Below are 18,794 nucleotides of genomic sequence, written 5' to 3'. Positions count from 1 at the left end.
GCGGAGGCCGTATGCCCGGCGCGACCGCCGGCGCCGGGGAGGCCGCGGGGGCCGTGCTCAGTGCTGGCCCGCGCCACCGCGGTGGCGCGGGGGGACGGCGGCGTGCGGCGCCGATCCGGTCCGGGCCGCGGAGCCCGTATCCCTGGCGCGACCGCCGGGGGCGCCGCGGGGCCGGGTGCGGCGTTGGTCGGCACCACCGCGGTGGCGTGGGAGCACGACGGCGGACCGTGCCGGTCCGGGCTGCCCCGCGGAGCCCGTACCGTCCGGCTCAGTGCCCGTCGCCGGCCGGCGCGGCGCGGGAGGCCAGCAGGAGGCGCTGGAGTTCGCGGGCCGCGCGCGGCGGCGCCACGTCGCTGCGGTGCGCCAACGCGATCGTCCTGCGCAGCCCCGGCGGCGCGAGCGCCGTGACGCGCAGGTCGCGGCCCGCCCGCTCCGCGACCATGCTCGGCACGACCGCGACGCCGAGACCCGCACGCACGAAGCCGAGCACCGCGTCCATCTCGCCGCCCTCCACGATGAACGACGGCTCGAACCCCTCGGCGCGGCACGCGGCGACCGTCAGCTCGCGCAGGTCGTAGCCGTGGCGGAACATCACGAGCGGCTCACCCTGCAGGTCCGCGATGCGCACCGGCCGCCGGGGCGCGGGGCCGGCCGCCGAGGACACCACGACCAGGTCCTCCTGGAGCAGCTCGACCGTGGTCAGCGCGGGCGAGGGCGTCGGCAGCGGCAGGACCACCAGCGCCAGGTCGAGCCCGCCGCGCGCCAGCTCGCGCACCAGGTCGTGCGAGCCGCTCTCCTCGATGCGCAGCTCGATGCCCGGATGCAGGTCGTGGAAGGCGCGCAGCACGTCGGGCAGCAGGCCGGTGCACAGGCTCGGCGTGGCGCCCAGCCTGATCCGGCCGCGCCGCAGCTGCACCAGCTCCTGCACCTCCTGGCGCGCGGTGTCCGCGTCCGCCAGGATGCGCCGGGCCAGCGGCAGCAGCGCCTCACCCGCCTCGGTCAGCGCCACGTTGCCGCGCGCCCTGCTGAACAGCGTGGCCCCCAGCTCGTGTTCGAGCGCACGGATCTGCTGGGACAGGGAGGGCTGCGAGACATGGACGTGCTCCGCGGCGCGCGTGAAGTGGCGCGTCTCGGCGACAGCGACGAAGTAGTGGAGCTGATGGAACTGCACGGTCCCATGATAGGCACCGCCTATGGACATGAGCCACACCATGTCTTGGACCTCTGGGACCCCGCGGCCTTACGTTCACCACATGGCTCTGGCTACGCGCACGGACAAGCGGCCTTCCCTGCCCAGAACGGTCTGGGACTCGACGGTCGGCAAGAAGACGGTGATGGCCGTCAGCGGCCTGCTCATGCTGGCCTACCTCGTGGCCCACATGTACGGGAACCTCAAGATCTTCTTCGGTCCCGGCACGTTCGACGGCTACGCGCACTGGCTCCGCGTCGTCGGCGAGCCGTTCCTCCACTACACGTGGGCGCTGTGGATCATCCGCGTCGTGATGGCCGCGGCCGTCGTCGCGCACGCCGTCACCGCCTACCAGCTCAGCCGCCGCGACCGCGCCGCCCGCCCCACCAAGTACGTGCACAGGAAGGCGCGCACCAGCTACGCGACCCGCACCATGCGCTGGGGCGGCGTCATCCTCGGCCTGTTCATCGTCTGGCACATCCTGGACCTCACCACCGGCACCGTGCAGCCGGGGTTCGTGCCCGGCCACCCGTACGCCAACGTCGTCGCCGCCTTCCACGAGTGGTGGAACGACGTCATCTACATCGTCGCGATGCTCGCGCTCGGCCTCCACATCCAGCACGGCTTCTGGAGCGCGGCACAGACCCTCGGCGCGGGCAGCAAAACCCGCGACCGCACCTTCAAGACCCTCGCGAACCTGCTGGCGCTCGTGCTGACGCTGGGATTCGTCGCCGTACCCGTCGCCGTCATGACCGGACTGGTGAGCTGACATGAACGAATACACCCGATACACCACGGGCGAACCCGTGGTGGACACCAAGGCCCCCGACGGGCCCGTCGAGCAGCGCTGGAGCCGGCGCCGTTTCGAGGCCAAGCTGGTCAACCCCGCGAACCGCAGGGGACGCACCGTCATCGTCGTCGGAACCGGCCTCGCGGGAGGCGCCGCCGGCGCCACGCTCGCCGAACAGGGCTACCACGTGGTGCAGTTCTGCTACCAGGACTCGCCGCGTCGCGCCCACTCCATCGCCGCGCAGGGCGGCATCAACGCCGCGAAGAACTACCGCAACGACGGCGACTCGATCCACCGCCTGTTCTACGACACCGTCAAGGGCGGAGACTTCCGCTCCCGCGAGTCCAACGTGCACCGCCTCGCCGAGGTGTCCGTCGAGATCATCGACCAGTGTGTCGCGCAGGGCGTGCCGTTCGCCCGCGAGTACGGGGGCCTGCTCGACACCCGCTCCTTCGGCGGCGTCCAGGTCTCCCGCACGTTCTACGCACGCGGCCAGACGGGGCAGCAGCTCCTGCTCGGCGCTTACCAGGCCCTGTCCCGCCAGATCGCGGCGGGCAACGTCGAGATGCACCCGCGCACCGAGATGCTCGACCTGATCGTCGCCGACGGCCGCGCCCGCGGCATCGTCGCCCGCGACCTGATCACCGGCGAGATCTCCACGTACTTCGCGGACGCCGTCGTGCTCGCCTCCGGCGGCTACGGCAACGTCTTCTACCTGTCGACCAACGCGAAGAACAGCAACGCCACCGCCGCCTGGCGGGCGCACCGCCGCGGCGCGTACTTCGCGAACCCCTGCTACACGCAGATCCACCCCACCTGCATCCCGCGCTCCGGCGACCACCAGTCGAAGCTGACGCTGATGAGCGAGTCGCTGCGCAACGACGGGCGCATCTGGGTGCCCGAGCAGCGCGGCGACGACCGGCCACCGAACGAGATCCCCGAGGACGAGCGCGACTACTACCTGGAGCGCATCTACCCGTCCTACGGCAACCTCGTGCCGCGCGACATCGCCTCGCGCGCCGCGAAGAACGCCTGCGACGAGGGGCGCGGCGTCGGCCCCGGCGGCCAGGGCGTCTACCTGGACTTCGCAGACGCCATCCGGCGGATGGGCCGGGCCGCCGTCGAGGAGAAGTACGGCAACCTCTTCGAGATGTACGAGCGCATCACCGCGGAGAACCCCTACGAGGTCCCGATGCGCATCTACCCGGCGATCCACTACACGATGGGCGGCCTGTGGGTCGACTACGACCTCCAGACCACCGTCCCCGGCCTGTTCGCCATCGGCGAGGCCAACTTCTCCGACCACGGCGCCAACCGGCTCGGCGCGTCCGCGCTGATGCAGGGACTGGCCGACGGCTACTTCGTCCTGCCGCCCTCGCTCGGCGACTATCTGGCACGCAACCCGGGCCTCGCACCGCTGGACGACGACCACCCCGCGGTCGCCGAGGCCGTCGCCGAGACGGAGGACCGGCTCCGGCTGCTGCTGTCCGTCGACGGCGACCGCACCCCCGACTCCTTCCACAAGGAGATCGGCGAACTGCTGTGGGAGCTGTGCGGCATGGCGCGCACCGACGAGGGGCTGCGCAAGGCACTCGACCGCATCCCCCAGATCCGCGAGGAGTTCTGGCGCCGGATCAAGGTCCCCGGCACCGGCGACGAGCTCAACCAGGCGCTGGAGAAGGCCAACCGCGTCGTCGACTACCTGGAGCTCGCCGAACTGGTCTGTCTCGACGCGCTGCACCGCACGGAGTCGTGCGGCTGCCACTTCCGAGAGGAGTCCCGGACCGGCACGGGCGAGGCCGCGCGCAAGGACGAGGAGTTCTCCTACGCCGCGGCCTGGGAGTTCACCGGCACCGGCACGGCACCCGTCCTGCACAGGGAAGACCTCGCCTTCGAATACGTCCACCCCACCCAGCGGAGCTACGCATGAGGCTCACCCTGCGCATCTGGCGGCAGGCGAACGCCGACGCCGAAGGCGCCATGACCACCTACGAGATCGACGGCATCACCGAGGACATGTCCTTCCTCGAGATGCTCGACGCGCTCAACGAGAAGCTCATCCTGGCGGGCGACACCCCCGTCGCCTTCGACCACGACTGCCGCGAGGGCATCTGCGGCGCCTGCGGTGTCGTCATCAACGGGGACGCGCACGGCCCCGAGCGCACCACCACCTGCCAGCTGCACATGCGGCACTTCGAGGACGGCGACACCATCGACGTCGAGCCGTGGCGCGCGGGCGCGTTCCCCGTGGTCAAGGATCTCGTCGTGGACCGCTCGGCGTTCGACCGGATCATCGGCTCGGGCGGCTACGTCACCGCGCCGACCGGCGCGGCTCCCGAGGCCCACGCGACGGCGGTGCCCAAGCCGGCCGCGGACTCGGCCTTCGAGCACGCCGAGTGCATCGGCTGCGGCGCGTGCGTGGCGGCGTGCCCCAACGGCGCTGCGATGCTGTTCACCTCGGCGAAGGTCAACCACCTGAACGTGCTGCCGCAGGGAGCGCCTGAGCGCGAGACCCGCGTGCTCGACATGGTGGCCAGGATGGACGAGGAGGGGTTCGGCGGCTGCACCCTGGCGGGCGAGTGCGCGACGGCCTGCCCCAAGGGCATCCCCCTGACGTCCATCACCTCGATGAACAGGGAGTGGCTGAGGGCCACCCGCAAGGCCGGCCGCTGAGCGGGCCCGCCGCGGCGCGCTACCCGTTCGGAGCAGTCGCCCGCGGGCGGCCGCCGGCGGGCCGCGCCGCCGGTCGGACGCGGTCCGGTACCCCCTAACGGGCGGTTCGGTGCACCGGACGGCCCTGTCCGCTTCGCTCCTCTCGCGATCATGACTTCCACTGGAGGTCAGACGGCCCCACTCGGGTGAGCCGTGCCCGCCTTCATGGCGGCTTCCGAAGGAGTCCGGATGAAGAAAACCGCTGTGAGAGCTGCCGCCGTGGTGGCGGCCGCTCTCTTCGCGTCGACGGCGACCGCCTGTTCGAGCAGCGGCTCGTCAACGCACCACAAGGGGGACACGGCGGAGCACGTCAAGGCCGCGGCCGACAGCGCCTCCCCGTCGTCGAGCATGTCCGCCGGCATGAAGGACGCCGCGGCGACCATCATGACGAGCAAGGTGCCGGGACTCGGCGAGATCCTCGTGGACAGCAAGGGCCACACGCTCTACATGTTCGCCAAGGACACGACGGACAAGTCGATGTGCACGGGCGCGTGCGCCAAGGCGTGGCCGCCGGCCATCGTGACGGCCAAGCCGAAGGCCGGGACCATGTCCCCCTCGCCGTCCATGTCCGCGTCGATGTCGGCTTCCGCGTCGGCGTCCGCGTCGATGTCGGCCTCGCCGAGCCCGTCGTCGTCGGCCATGGTCAAGGAGTCGCTGCTCGGCACGGTCAAGCGCAGCGACGGCACGCTCCAGGCCACCTACGACAAGCACCCGCTCTACTACTTCGCCGAGGACAAGAAGGCGGGCGAGGCGCTCGGCCAGGGGTCCACGGCCTTCGGCGCGAAGTGGTACGTGCTGGACGCCCAGGGCAAGCGCGTCACGGCGATGCCGATGAAGAGCGCGAGCCCGAGCAGCACCGGCACCCCCACCATGAAGTCGAGCAGCAGCGGCAGCAGCGGCAGCCAGTACTGACGCAGGACTGCCCGCAGGCCCATCGGGCCCCACGGATGTGCCAGGGCCCCGGACGCGCTCAGCGTCCGGGGCCCCGCCGTGTTTCCCGGCCGGGTCGCGCCGGGGGCGCACCCGGGCAACGTGGCCGGAAACCCATGGCCGGCCTCGTGCGGCGCGCTCCCCCGTGCGCTCTCGTGCCCCCTGCCTGTCTCACCGCGCGCATGTGACCCGTGTCATGAGGTGCACCCCGCCGACCAGCCGGTTCGGGTCCCCGCGTCCCCGATGGGCGGTGCGTGTGTGACGCCCGGGGCGTCCGCGCATCCGTTCGAAGTATCTACACCACATATGGATGTCATATGGAGGAGATAGATTACTTGCATCAACCAACGTTCCGCGTTCGCACGCGCCGCGGGGTGGCACGCGTACGCGCACGCGAAGGAGTCAGGACATTGTGGGTATGAGCCGAACAACCGCAGCACAGCCGTCGCGGACCGGCCCGGGCGAGCGCTACAAGTGGATCGCCCTGTCGAACACCACGCTCGGCGTGCTGATGGTGATGATCAATCAGTCGATCGTGCTGATCGCGCTCCCCGACATCTTCCGCGGGATCGACCTGAACCCGCTCGACCCCGGGAACACCAGTTACCTGCTGTGGATGCTCATGGGCTTCATGGTGGTCACGGCGGTCCTCGTGGTGACGTTCGGCAGGCTGGGCGACATGTTCGGCCGCGTCCGCATGTACAACATGGGCTTCGCCGCCTTCACCATATGTTCGATCGCGCTCTCGCTCACGTACTTCAACGGCAGCGCGGGCGCCCTGTGGCTGATCGGCTGGCGCATCGCGCAGGGCATCGGCGGCGCGCTGCTGTTCGCCAACTCGACAGCGATCCTCACCGACGCCTTCCCCACGCGCCAGCGCGGCACGGCGCTCGGCATCAACTCGATCGCCGCCATCGCGGGATCGTTCATCGGCCTGATCCTCGGCGGTGTGCTCGCGCCGGTCAACTGGAAGCTGATCTTCCTGGTGTCCGTGCCGTTCGGCATCTTCGGCACCGTGTGGGCGTACCTCAAGCTGCACGACACCGGCGTGCGGGTGCACGCCAAGATGGACTGGTGGGGCAACATCACCTTCGCCATCGGCCTGATCGCCGTGCTGGTGGGCATCACCTACGGCATCCAGCCCTACGGCTCCTCCACGATGGGCTGGGGCAACCCGATGGTGCTGACCGCTCTCATTGGCGGTGTAGTTGTCTTGGGCATCTTTGTCTGGATCGAGCGCACCGTCGAGCAGCCGCTGTTCAGGCTCTCGCTCTTCCGGCTGCGCGCCTTCACCGCGGGCAACATCGGCAGCCTGATGATGGCCCTCGGCCGCGGTGGCCTGCAGTTCATGCTGATCATGTGGCTCCAGGGGATCTGGCTGCCGCTGCACGGCTACAGCTTCGAGAAGACGCCGCTGTGGGCCGGCATCTACATGATCCCGCTGACCGTGGGCTTCCTGCTGTCCGCACCGCTGTCCGGCTGGCTCTCCGACCGGTTCGGCGCCCGCATGTTCACCGTCGGCGGCGCCGTGGTCACCGGCGGCGGGTTCGTCGCGCTGATGGTCCTGCCGACCAACTTCAACTACTGGCTCTTCGCCGTGCTGCTGTTCGTCAACGGACTCGGCTCCGGGCTGTTCGCGTCCCCCAACAGGGCCGAGATCATGAACTCGCTGCCCGCCGACGCGCGCGGCGTCGGCGCGGGCATGGGCGCGACGTTCCAGAACTCCGCCTCCGTGCTGTCCATCGGCATCTTCTTCAGCCTGATGATCGCCGGCCTCTCCCACACGCTGCCGAGCGCCATGCACTCGGGCCTCGTCCATCAGGGCGTGCCGGAGAACGTGGCCTCCGGGGTCTCGCAACTGCCGCCCATCGCGGTGCTGTTCGCCGCCTTCCTCGGCTACAACCCGTTCCAGCAGCTGCTCGGCCCGCAGCTGTCGAGCCTGCCCGACCACGGCGCGTCCATCACCAGCAAGCAGTTCTTCCCCGACCTGATCTCCGGCCCCTTCCACTCGGGCCTCGTCGTCGCCTTCTGGTTCGCGATCGCCGCCTGCGCCGTCGCGGTGATCTCCTCCCTGCTGACGGGCAAGCTCGGACGTGCGCACGGCGTCGTCTCGCCCGAGCCGCTCGGTGAGGAGCTGGCCGCCGTATCGGGCGAGGCCGGGCTCGCCATGACCGAGCTCGTCGTCCCGGAGGGCGGGAGCGTCAGCGGCGAGGCGGCGGGTGCCCGGGACGGTTCCGCCGACTGACCTCAGCGCCCCGCACGCTGCGCCACACAGCACCCCGCCTCGCCCCGCCGCACCTCACCGGGCCTCCCCGCGCCCGTCCGCCGACCCCGGCGGGCGGGCGCGGCCGTACGAGTGGCGCCCCTGACGTCGAGGCCGCCGGAACCCTGCCGTCCACCGTCGATTTTCTGACGTTTCCGTGACCCCGCCAGGGGCACTCTTGTGCGAGCGGAAACGAGTGGCCTTAGGTTGGACCGGAGCGCCCGGCCCCGACCGGGCGGGCGCCACTTCGGCCTCGACAGGAGGACCCGGCCATGCCACTCGACGACGTCGCAGGTGGGCGCGGTGCGCTCACCGAGGAGGAAGCGGAAGCGCTGCTCGACGGCATCTGCTTCAAGACGGGCCCACCCCGCACCGTGGGGGTAGAACTGGAATGGCTCGTTCACGACCGTCACCACCCCGAACGACCGGTACCGGCCCACCGCCGCGCGACCGCGTTCGAGCAGCTGCGGGCAGTACCGCTCGCTTCCGCACTCACCTTCGAACCCGGCGGTCAGCTGGAGCTCAGCTCGCCGCCCGCCGCGTCCCTGACGGAATGCATATCCACCGTCGGCGCGGACCTCAACGCCGTACGCGGGCATCTTCGCGCCGCCGGCCTCGCGCTCGCCGGATACGGCCAGGATCCCTGGCACCATCCCGACCGCATGCTCCACGCCCCGCGCTACGACGCGATGGAGGCGTACTTCGACAGATCCGGCACCACGGGCCGCGACATGATGCGCACCACCGCCTCCGTGCAGATCTGCCTCGACGCCGGCCACGAGGAACCAGGACCGCTCGGCCACGGGCGCCGCTGGCACCTCGCCCACCTGCTCGGCGCCGTCCTCGTCGCCGCGTTCGCGAACTCGCCGATGCGGCGCGGCCGCGCCACCGGCTGGCGCTCCACCCGGCAGGCCGTGTGGACGAAGCTCGACCCCGGGCGCACCACCGCCCCCGCCGGCATCCGCGACCCCCGCGTCGCCTGGACGGCCTACGCCCTGGACGCGCCCGTCATGTGTGTCAGGGCGCCCGACGGCCCCTGGGACGTGCCGGAAGGGCTGACCTTCCGCGAGTGGATCAGGCGCGGACTGCCGCGCCCGCCGGACAGGTCGGACCTCGAATACCACGTCACCACGCTGTTCCCGCCGGTCAGGCCGCGCGGCCACCTGGAGCTGCGGATGATCGACGCCCAGCCGGGCGACAACGGCTGGATCGTGCCCCTCGCCGTGACCACTGCGCTGTTCGACGACCCGGAGGCGGCGGAGACCGTCTACCGCACGGTCAAGCCGCTCGCCGAGACGGCCGGGCCGCTGCCCCCGCCCGGCAACCTCCTGTGGCTGAACGCCGCGCGCCACGGCATGGCCGACCCGGAACTGCGCACGACGGCCGCCGCCTGCTTCGCGACCGCCCTCGAGGCCCTGCCGCGCATCGGCGCCGAGCGGGCCGTCCAGGACGCCGTCGCCGACTTCACCGACCGCTACGTCCTACGGGGGCGATGTCCCGCCGACGACGTGCGCGTCCCCGAACCCGAGAAGGACCTCCGCTGATGACCGACCGACCCGCCGAGACCCCGAAGACCGCTCAGGGCGCCACCGCACGGGCCGCTCAGGGACAAGGCGCCACCACTCCGGCCCCGCCGGCGCCTGGGCAGGACGCCGCGGCGCTGCGCGAGCGCGCCGTGGCCACGCTCACCAGGGCGCGCGACCGCACCGCCCTGCTGACGTCCTGCGTCGACGAGCAGGACCTCACCGCACAGCACTCGCCCCTCATGTCGCCGCTCGTGTGGGACCTCGCCCACATCGGCAACCAGGAGGAGCAGTGGCTGCTGCGCACCGTGGGCGGTCGGGACGCCGTGCGCCCCGACATCGACTCCATCTACGACGCCTTCGAGCACCCGCGCTCCGAGCGCCCCACGCTGCCGCTGCTGCCGCCCGCCGAGGCGCGCGCCTACGCCGCCGACATCCGCGACCGCGTGCTCGACGTCATCGAGCACACCCCGCTGCACGACGGGACACCCCTGCTCGACGCAGGGTTCGCCTACGGCATGATCGCCCAGCACGAGCAGCAGCACGACGAGACCATGCTCATCACGCACCAGCTGCGCAAGGGCCCCGCCGTGCTCCACGCGCCCGAACCACCCGCCCAGGACACGGGCGGCGCCACCGCGCTGCCCACCGAGGTGCTCGTGCCCGCGGGCCCGTTCACCATGGGCACCTCCACGGAGCCGTGGGCGCTCGACAACGAGCGCCCCGCGCACCAGCGGCTCGTGCCCGCCTTCCACATCGACACCGTGCCCGTCACCAACGGCGCCTACCGCGCGTTCGTCGAGGACGGCGGCTACGAGGACGAGCGCTGGTGGGCGCCGCGCGGCTGGGCGCAGATCCGCGAGCACTCCATCGGCGCCCCGCTGTTCTGGCGGCGCGACGGCGGCGGCTGGCTGCGCCGCCGCTTCGGCACCGTCGAGCCGGTACCCGACGACGAGCCGGTGCTGCACGTCAGCTGGTACGAGGCCGACGCCTACGCCCGCTGGGCCGGCCGGCGCCTGCCCACCGAGGAGGAGTGGGAGAAGGCCGCCCGCCACGACCCCGCCACCGGCGAGACCCGCCGCTACCCGTGGGGCGACGCCGACCCGGCGCCGGAACACGCCAACCTGGGCCAGCGCCACCTCAGGCCCGCCCGCGCGGGCAGCTACCCGGCCGGCGCCTCGCCGCTCGGCGTGCGCCAGCTCATCGGGGACGTCTGGGAGTGGACGTCGAGCGACTTCCTGCCCTACCCCGGCTTCCGGGTCTTCCCGTACCCGGAGTACTCGCAGGTGTTCTTCGGCGGCGACCACAAGGTGCTGCGCGGCGGCTCCTTCGCGGTCGACGCGGTCGCCTGCCGCGGCACGTTCCGCAACTGGGACCTGCCGGTGCGCCGGCAGATATTCTCCGGCTTCCGCACCGCCCGGGACGCCTGATGTGCCGCCACCTGGCCTGCCTCGGGCCGACCGTGCCGCTCGGCGAGGTGCTCGTCGCGCCGGAACACTCCCTGTACACCCAGTCCTGGGCGCCCAGGCACCAGCGGCACGGCACGGTCAACGCCGACGGCTTCGGCGTCGGCTGGTACGCGCAGGACGACCCGGTGCCCGCGCGCTACCGGCGCGCCGGTCCCGTCTGGGCCGACCTCGGCTTCGCCGACCTCGCCCGCGTGGTGCGCACGGGCGCCCTGCTCGCGGCCGTGCGCGACGCCACCCTGCCGGGCGCCGACGGTGAGGCCGCGGCCGCGCCGTTCGCCGCAGGACCCTGGCTGTTCAGCCACAACGGCGCGGTGGGGGAGTGGCCGGGCAGTCTCGCGCCGCTCGCCCTGACACTGCCGGCACAGGAGCTGCTCGGCCTCGCCGCGGGCAGCGACTCCGCGCTGGTGTGGGCGCTGGCCCTGCACCGTCTGCGGGCCGGCGACGCGCTCGGCCAGGCCCTCGCCGACACCGTACGCGACGTGGCCGGGGCCGCGCCGTCCTCCCGCCTCAACCTGCTGCTCACCGACGGCGCGGCCGTGGCCGCGACGGCGTGGGGCGACACCCTCTGGTACCTGCACGAGCCCGGCCGCCGCGCTGTGGTGGCCTCGGAGCCCTACGACGACGACCCGCGCTGGCGCGAGGTCCCCGACCACACCCTGCTCGTGGCGACCCGCGCCGATGTGACGCTCACCCCTCTCAAGGAGCCACCCGCGTGAGCCCTTACACCGTGACCCGAACCCTGCCCGAGGACGCCACGGGAGCGGCGCTGCGCGCCGACGTGCGCGCCGGCCTGACCGCGTCCCCCAAGTCCCTGCCGCCCAAGTGGTTCTACGACGCCCGCGGCAGCGAACTCTTCGAGGAGATCACCCGGCTGCCCGAGTACTACCCGACCCGCGCCGAGCGGGAGATCCTCGCCGGCCGCGCCGCCGAGATCGCCCGGGCGACCGGGGCACGCACCCTCGTCGAACTCGGCTCCGGATCGTCCGAGAAGACCCGCCACCTGCTCGACGCGCTGACCGAGGCGACCGGGCTGCGCGACTACGTGCCGGTCGACGTGAGCGAGAGCGCGCTGACCGGGGCCGCCGAGGCGCTGCTCGCCGAACGCCCCGATCTGCGCGTGCACGCCCTCATCGCCGACTTCACACGGAGCGTGGAGCTGCCGCCGACCGAGGGGCCGCGGCTCGTGGCGTTCCTCGGCGGCACCATCGGCAACCTGCTGCCCGCCGAGCGCGCACGGTTCCTCGCCACGGTGCGCGCGCTGCTCGTACCGGGCGACACGCTGCTGCTCGGCACGGACCTCGTGAAGGACGAGGCGGTGCTCGTGCGCGCCTACGACGACGCGTCCGGCGTGACCGCCGCGTTCAACAAGAACGTGCTGGCCGTCGTCGACCGCGAACTCGGCGCCGACTTCGACCCGCGCGACTTCGACCACGTGGCCCTGTGGGACCGCGGCAACGAGTGGATCGAGATGCGGCTGCGGGCCCGGCGCGCCCTCACGGTGAAGGTGCCCGAGCTCGATCTCGTCGCCCACTTCGAGGAGGGAGAGGAGATGCGCACGGAGATCTCGGCGAAGTTCCGCCCCGAGGGCGTCGACGCCGAACTGACGGCGGCCGGGTTCGCCCCGGCGGGCCGGTGGACGGACGAGGCTGGCCGCTTCGCGCTCTGCCTGGCGACGGCGGCCTGACCCGCCGCCGCACGCGACGGCACACCGGGCCTCGCGCCCGGCCCAAAACGGCCATGGAGCCGGCCGCGCCCGCTCAGGGCGTGGCCGGCTCCGGCGCGTCCGCACGAGCCGGCCCTCGTCCCCGGCCCCGCCCGGCGTTGACACCGCACGGCGCTCGGGCGGAGACTCGTCGGGCCACGTTGTGAACGAGTGTTCGCACAGCGCACAAACCGAGCGCGCCGACCCCGGTGGCGGGAGAGAGCCGAGATCCATGAGCCTGCGGGATGTCTATGTCGTCGACGCCGTACGAACCCAGGTGGGCAGGTTCGGGGGCGCCCTCGCCCGCGTACGCCCCGACGACCTCGCCGCCCACGTGGTGAAGGCGCTCGTGGACCGCACCCCGGCCCTCGATCCCGCGCGGATCGACGACGTCGTGCTCGGCGACGCGAACGGCGCGGGGGAGGACAACAGGAACGTCGCCAGAATGGCCGCGCTCCTCGCGGGACTGCCGGTGTCCGTGCCGGGCGTCACCGTCAACCGGCTGTGCGGCTCGGGCCTCGAAGCCGTCATCCAGGCCGCGCGCGCCGTCGCGCTCGGCGACGCGTCCGTGGTACTCGCCGGCGGCGTCGAGTCGATGAGCCGCGCCCCCTGGGTGGTGCAGAAGCCGGAGCGTGCCTTCCCCGCGGGCCACCAGCAGCTCTGGTCGACCACCCTCGGCTGGCGCATGACGAACCCGGCGATGCCCCCCGAGTGGACCGTGGCACTCGGCGAGAGCGCCGAGCAGATCGCCGACAAGCACGCCATCACCCGCGAGCAGCAGGACGCGTTCGCCCTGGACAGCCACCGCAAGGCCGCCGAGGCCTGGAGCGCCGGGCTCTACGACGGCGAGGTCGTGCCGTACCCCGGCGCCGACCTCGCGCGTGACGAGTCCATCCGCGACTCCACGTCGATGGAGGCGCTCGCCAAGCTGAAGCCTTCCTTCCGTACCGACGGCACCGGCCGCGTCACCGCCGGCAACTCCTCGCCGCTCAACGACGGCGCGGCCGCCCTGCTGCTCGTGGACGAGGACGGGCTGCGCGAGACCGGCCGCGAACCGCTGGCCAGGATCAGGACGTCCGCCGTCACCGGCGTCGAGCCCAACCTCTTCGGGCTCGGCCCCGTCGAGGCCGCGCGCCGCGCCCTCGAAAAGGCGGGCAGGACGTTCGCCGACCTGACCACCCTCGAACTCAACGAGGCGTTCGCCGCCCAGTCGCTCGGCTGCCTCGCCGAGTGGCCCGAAGCCGACCCGGCGATCGTCAACCCGCGCGGCGGCGCCATCGCCATCGGCCACCCGCTGGGCGCCTCGGGGGCGCGCATCGCCGGCTCCGTCGCCCACCAGCTCGCGGCGGCCGGTTCCGGCACGGGGCTCGCCGCCCTCTGCATCGGCGTGGGCCAAGGCCTCGCACTCGTCCTCGAGCGCTGAGCGAAGGGCGGCAGCGGACCATGCGCACCACCGTGGGCATCATCGGCGCGGGCCCGGCCGGGCTGCTGCTGGCCCGGCGCCTGCACCTCGCGGGCGTCGACTGCGTCGTCCTGGAGAACCGCGACCGCGCCTACATCGAGCGGCGCCAGCGCGCCGGACTGCTCGAACAGGGCACCGTCGACGCGCTGCGGGAGGCCGGCGCGGGGGCGAGGCTGGACGCGGAGGGCCTCGAACACCACGGCGTCGAGCTGCGCTTCGACGGGGTGTCCCACCGCGTCGACTTCACCGCGCTCGCGGGTCGCGGCGTGACGGTCTACGCGCAGACCGAGATCGTCAAGGACCTCGTCGCCCTGCAACTCGCCGACGGGCCACCGCTGCTGTTCGGCGCCGAGGCCCTCGCCGTCGAGGGCGCGGACGGCGACCGGCCCACCGTCCGCTACCGGCAAGGCGGGCGCGAATCGGTCCTGGAGTGCGACTGGGTCGCGGGGTGCGACGGCTTCCACGGCGTGGCGCGCGCCGCGATACCGGCGGCGCTGCGCACCACGCACGAGCGGGACTACCCGTTCTCCTGGCTCGGCATCCTCGCCGACGCCGCCCCGTCCAGCGAGGAGCTGGTCTACGCGCGCGGCGAGCACGGCTTCGCACTGCTGAGCATGCGCTCGCCCACCGTCTCCCGGCTCTACCTCCAGGTGCCGAACGGCACCGACCCCGGCGACTGGCCCGACCAGCGGATCTGGGACGAGCTCGACACGCGCCTCGCCTCCGGCGGCGACCCGTCGTGGCGGCTTCGGCGCGGCGCCGTCACCGGCAAGAGCGTCACACCGATGCGGAGCTTCGTCAGCGAGCCCATGCGGTACGGACGCCTGCTGCTCGCCGGAGATGCCGCGCACATCGTGCCGCCGACCGGTGCGAAGGGGCTCAACCTCGCCGTCTCCGACGTACGGCTGCTCGCCCGCGCCTTCGAGGAACTGCACCGCACCGGCTCCACGCGCCTGCTCGACGCCTACCCGGCCACCGCGCTGCGCCGCGTCTGGCAGGCCACGCGCTTCTCGTACGACATGACGACCATGCTCCACGTGCCCGACGGGCAGAGCGGCTTCGACCGGCGGATCGAGCTGGCGCGGCTGCACCGCATCGCGGCCTCGCGCGACGCCTCCGCCGAATTCGCCGCCCTCTACACGGGCCTGCCCCTCGACTGAACCCCCCCCCGCCGCACCACCGACCCGCCGCACCATCGCCCCGCCCCGCCCCGCCAAGGAGAGCGCCGTGACCCTGCTCGACCCGAAGACCTGGCAGCCCGCGCCCCTCTCGGGCGGCGACATGCCCGTGGTGGAGCCCGCCACGGGCGAGACGCTCGCGACCGTCGCCCTGGCGGCCCCGACGGACGTGGCGGCCGCCGCACGCGCCGCGCGGAAGGCGCGCCGCGACTGGGCCGCCACGCCCGGATTCCTGCGGGCGGCCGTGCTGCGCAGGGCCGGCGACCTGTTCGCCGAGCACGCGCCCGAGCTGCGCACATGGCTGGTCAGGGAGTCCGGGTCCATCGAGGGCAAGGCCGACTTCGAACTGCACGTGGCCGCTCAGGAGTGCTACGAGGCCGCCGCGCTCGCCACGCGCCCCACGGGCCAGGTGCTCGCGAGCGAGGAGCCGCGGCGCTCCTTCACCCGGCGGGTGCCCGCGGGCACCGTCGGGGTGATCGCGCCCTTCAACGCCCCGCTGATCCTCTCCATCAGGTCGGTCGCCCCCGCGCTCGCGCTCGGCAACGCGGTCGTCCTCAAGCCCGACCCGCGCACCGCGGTCTGCGGCGGCCTCGCACTCGCGGCGGTCTTCGCGGCGGCCGGGCTGCCCGGGGAACTCCTGCACGTCGTGCCGGGCGGCGCCGCGGTCGGCCAGGCCCTCGTCGCCGACGCGTCGGTGCCCGTCCTGTCCTTCACGGGCTCCACGGCAGCCGGACGGGCCGTCGGCGAGAGCGCGGGGCGGCTGCTCAAACGCGCCCATCTGGAGCTGGGTGGCAACTCCGCGCTCGTGGTGCTCGAGGACGCCGACGTCGAGGCGGCCGTCGCCCAGGGCAGCTGGGGCTCCTACTTCCACCAGGGCCAGATCTGCATGACGACGGGCCGCCACCTCGTGCACGCCTCGCTGTACGACGCCTACGTCGAGGCGCTCGCGGCCAAGGCCGACTCGCTCGCCGTGGGCGACCCGTACCGCGACCAGGTCCACCTGGGCCCGCTCATCGACGCGGGCCAGCGCGGCAAGGTGCACGACCTCGTGGAGGCAAGCGCGGCCGACGGCGCTCGCCTCGTGACGGGCGGCACGTACGAGGGGCTGTTCTACCGGCCCACCGTCATCGCCGGGGCCGGCGACCGCACGCCCGCCTACGCCGAGGAGGTGTTCGGGCCCGTCGCGCCCGTGCGCCCGTTCACCACCCTGGACGAGGCGGCCGCGCTCGCCGCCGACTCCGCGTACGGGCTCTCGCTCGGCGTCGTCACCCGCGACACGGCGCGCGGCCTCGCGCTCGCCGACCGGATCCCGACCGGGATCGCCCACATCAACGACCAGACCGTGAACGACGAGGCGACGGCCCCCTTCGGCGGCGTGGCCGCCTCGGGCACGGGGGCGCGCTTCGGCGGGGACGCCAACCTGGAGGCGTTCACCGAGCTGCGCTGGACCACGGTGCGCGAAAGCCCGGCCGCGCATCCCTTCTGAGAGCGCGGCCGGGCTGATGCCCGAAGCGGCCACCGCCCTGCGGCGGTGCGTGGTTCAGGCGGCGATCACTCGGCGGTCTCGGTCTTCTCCTTGGCCTCCGCCTCGGCGATGGACTTGCGGACCTCGTCCATGTCCAGCGCCCTGGCCTGGCCGATCACGTCCTCGAGCGCAGCCTCCGGCAGGGCACCCGGCTGTGCGAAGACCGCGACGTTGTCGCGCACGATCATCAGGGTCGGGATGGAGCTGATGTCGAACGCGGCCGCGAGCTCCTGCTGGGCCTCCGTGTCGACCTTCGCGAAGACGAGGTCCTCGTGGCGCTCGGAGGCCTTCTCGTACACCGGTGCGAACTGGCGGCACGGACCGCACCAGGAAGCCCAGAAGTCGATCAGGAGGAAGTTGTTCTCCGACACGGTCTCGTCGAAGTTCTCCTTCGTGAGTTCCATCGTGGCCATGGCCTGATTACCTCTTCCTGTTTCCGGTTCAGCCGCTTCGCACAACGGTGTGCGCCGAGGGCGTATTCCTGCCGCCCCTTCCCCCTGATCGTCTGGCCATGCAGCCGTACGCCCAGCAGACTGAGCGCATGACGGAAGCAATGGAGTACGACGTCGTCGTGGTGGGTGCGGGACCGGTCGGGGAGAACGTGGCGGACCGCGCGCGGTCCGCCGGTCTCAGCGTGGCGATCGTGGAGAGCGAACTGGTGGGCGGCGAGTGCTCGTACTGGGCCTGCATGCCGAGCAAGGCGCTGCTGAGGCCCGTGATCGCACGGGCCGACGCGCGCAAGGTGCCAGGGCTGCGGGCGGCCGTGCAGGGGCCGCTCGACGTCCCCGCCGTGCTGGCCAACCGTGACGCGTTCACCTCGAACTGGAAGGACGACGGCCAGGTCGAGTGGGTGAACGGCATCGGCGCCGACCTCCACCGCGGCCACGGCAGGCTGGCGGGCACGAAGCGGGTCGGCGTCACCACGCCCGAGGGCCGCGAGGTCGTCCTCACCGCGCGCCACGCCGTGGCCGTCTGCACCGGCAGCAGGGCCGCCGTGCCCGGCCTGCCCGGCGTCGCGGGCGCAGGCGTCTGGACGAGCCGGGAGGCGACGAGCTCTCCCCGCGTGCCTGACCGCCTCGTCGTCGTCGGCGCCGGCGTCGTCGGCAGCGAGATGGCCACGGCCTACCAGGCGCTCGGCTCGAAGGTCACGCTGCTGATCCGGGGCGGCAGGCCGCTGCCCGGCATGGAGCCGTTCGCCGGCGAACTCGTCGCCGACGCGCTCACGGAGGCCGGGGCCGTCGTGCGGACCAACTCGTCCGCCGCGTCCGTCGAACGCGACGGCGACGAGGGCCCGGTCACCGTGGTCCTGGAGACCGGCGAGCGCATCGAGGCGGACGAGGTCCTCTTCGCCACCGGACGTGCCCCGCGCAGCGAGGACATCGGCCTGGAGACCGTCGGGCTGACGCCCGGGCAGTGGCTGGACGTGGACGACAGCCTGCGCGTCGACGGGCACGACTGGCTGTACGCGGTGGGCGACATCAACCACCGGGCGCTCCTGACCCACCAGGGCAAGTACCAGGCGCGCGTGGCCGGCGACGCCATCGCGGCGCGTGCGCAGGGCGTCCCGCTGCTGGAGACCGACCGGTGGGGCATGCACGCGGCCACCGCCGACCACGCCGCCGTCACGCAGGTGGTCTTCACCGACCCTGAGGTCGCCTCGGTCGGCCCCACGCTGGAACAGGCGGAGCGCGCCGGGCTGCGCGTGCGGGCCGTCGACCAGGACATGGGCGCGGTCGCGGGCGCCGCGCTGTACGCCGACGGGTACACCGGCCGCGCGCGCATGATCGTGGACCTGGACCGCGAGATCGTGGTGGGCATGACGTTCGCCGGCCCGGGAGCGGGCGAACTGCTGCAGTCGGCGGCCGTCGCCGTGGCCGGCGAGGTCCCGATCGACCGCCTGTGGCACGCGGTCCCGCCGTACCCGACGATCAGCGAGGTCTGGCTGCGCCTGCTCGAGGCGTACCGCGGCTGACGCCGCGCACCGCACCCGCACCGTGCGGGCACGCTCCGCACGGTGCGGAAATCCGTCCCCCAATACCGGGCGGATTCTG

Annotated in this window: 15 protein-coding genes; 13 read left to right on the top strand and 2 right to left on the bottom strand. The window is 72.8% G+C overall.

Annotation, left to right across the window (positions count from 1 at the left end):
- Window positions 1–268: 268 nt before the first annotated feature.
- Window positions 269–1,171, bottom strand: coding sequence for a LysR family transcriptional regulator (locus JFN87_RS04835; protein ID WP_307865304.1), 903 nt, complete (start codon window positions 1,169–1,171; stop codon window positions 269–271).
- An 82-nt stretch (window positions 1,172–1,253) separates the two neighbouring features.
- Here JFN87_RS04835 and JFN87_RS04830 point away from each other — a divergent pair, with 82 nt between their 5' ends.
- From JFN87_RS04830 to JFN87_RS04775, 12 genes are all read left to right on the top strand, one after another.
- Window positions 1,254–1,958 carry a succinate dehydrogenase cytochrome b subunit gene (locus JFN87_RS04830; protein WP_209338608.1) on the top strand — a complete coding sequence of 235 codons (705 nt, stop codon included), beginning with the start codon at window positions 1,254–1,256 and terminating at the stop codon, window positions 1,956–1,958.
- A 1-nt stretch (window position 1,959) separates the two neighbouring features.
- Entirely contained in the window at window positions 1,960–3,909 is a 1,950-nt protein-coding gene (locus JFN87_RS04825) for a fumarate reductase/succinate dehydrogenase flavoprotein subunit (protein ID WP_209338607.1), read from the top strand.
- On the top strand, window positions 3,906–4,652 hold the full coding sequence (locus tag JFN87_RS04820) for a succinate dehydrogenase/fumarate reductase iron-sulfur subunit (RefSeq protein WP_209338606.1): 747 nt from the start codon (window positions 3,906–3,908) through the stop codon (window positions 4,650–4,652). The genes JFN87_RS04825 and JFN87_RS04820 overlap by 4 nt, the downstream gene beginning before the upstream one ends.
- 228 nt (window positions 4,653–4,880) lie before the next feature.
- Window positions 4,881–5,603 carry a COG4315 family predicted lipoprotein gene (locus tag JFN87_RS04815; protein WP_209338605.1) on the top strand — a complete coding sequence of 241 codons (723 nt, stop codon included), beginning with the start codon at window positions 4,881–4,883 and terminating at the stop codon, window positions 5,601–5,603.
- A 436-nt stretch (window positions 5,604–6,039) separates the two neighbouring features.
- Window positions 6,040–7,866: an MFS transporter gene (locus JFN87_RS04810; RefSeq protein ID WP_209338604.1), complete on the top strand. Its 1,827-nt coding sequence runs from the start codon at window positions 6,040–6,042 to the stop codon at window positions 7,864–7,866.
- A 290-nt stretch (window positions 7,867–8,156) separates the two neighbouring features.
- A complete protein-coding gene (gene egtA / locus JFN87_RS04805; protein WP_209338603.1) occupies window positions 8,157–9,428 on the top strand; it encodes an ergothioneine biosynthesis glutamate--cysteine ligase EgtA in 1,272 nt (423 codons plus the stop codon).
- The gene (gene egtB / locus JFN87_RS04800; protein ID WP_209338602.1) at window positions 9,428–10,837 is read left to right on the top strand and encodes an ergothioneine biosynthesis protein EgtB; all 1,410 of its coding nucleotides are present in this window, start codon (window positions 9,428–9,430) and stop codon (window positions 10,835–10,837) included. The genes egtA and egtB overlap by 1 nt, the downstream gene beginning before the upstream one ends.
- Window positions 10,837–11,592, top strand: a complete 756-nt coding sequence (gene egtC, locus JFN87_RS04795) for an ergothioneine biosynthesis protein EgtC (protein ID WP_209338601.1) — start codon at window positions 10,837–10,839, stop codon at window positions 11,590–11,592. Before egtB ends, egtC begins: the two co-directional genes overlap by 1 nt.
- Window positions 11,589–12,560 carry an L-histidine N(alpha)-methyltransferase gene (gene egtD, locus JFN87_RS04790; protein ID WP_209338600.1) on the top strand — a complete coding sequence of 324 codons (972 nt, stop codon included), beginning with the start codon at window positions 11,589–11,591 and terminating at the stop codon, window positions 12,558–12,560. Before egtC ends, egtD begins: the two co-directional genes overlap by 4 nt.
- A gap of 250 nt (window positions 12,561–12,810) precedes the next feature.
- The gene (locus JFN87_RS04785; protein ID WP_209338599.1) at window positions 12,811–14,001 is read left to right on the top strand and encodes a thiolase family protein; all 1,191 of its coding nucleotides are present in this window, start codon (window positions 12,811–12,813) and stop codon (window positions 13,999–14,001) included.
- A 20-nt stretch (window positions 14,002–14,021) separates the two neighbouring features.
- Entirely contained in the window at window positions 14,022–15,200 is a 1,179-nt protein-coding gene (locus JFN87_RS04780) for a 4-hydroxybenzoate 3-monooxygenase (RefSeq protein WP_209338598.1), read from the top strand.
- A gap of 67 nt (window positions 15,201–15,267) precedes the next feature.
- Window positions 15,268–16,704, top strand: coding sequence for an aldehyde dehydrogenase family protein (locus tag JFN87_RS04775; protein ID WP_209338597.1), 1,437 nt, complete (start codon window positions 15,268–15,270; stop codon window positions 16,702–16,704).
- Window positions 16,705–16,769: 65 nt separating this feature from the next.
- Here the strand turns inward: JFN87_RS04775 and trxA are convergent, their stop codons facing one another.
- Window positions 16,770–17,156 (bottom strand): thioredoxin, encoded by a 387-nt coding sequence (gene trxA / locus JFN87_RS04770; RefSeq protein ID WP_209338596.1) that lies wholly within the window; start codon window positions 17,154–17,156, stop codon window positions 16,770–16,772.
- Window positions 17,157–17,284: 128 nt separating this feature from the next.
- Between trxA and JFN87_RS04765 the strand changes: the two genes are divergently transcribed.
- Entirely contained in the window at window positions 17,285–18,715 is a 1,431-nt protein-coding gene (locus JFN87_RS04765; protein ID WP_209338595.1) for a dihydrolipoyl dehydrogenase family protein, read from the top strand.
- Window positions 18,716–18,794 lie beyond the last annotated feature (79 nt).

The sequence above is a fragment of the Streptomyces montanisoli genome (genome assembly GCF_017813245.1).
Lineage (GTDB): Bacteria > Actinomycetota > Actinomycetes > Streptomycetales > Streptomycetaceae > Streptomyces > Streptomyces montanisoli.
This window is presented reverse-complemented; position numbering and strand designations above follow the sequence as displayed.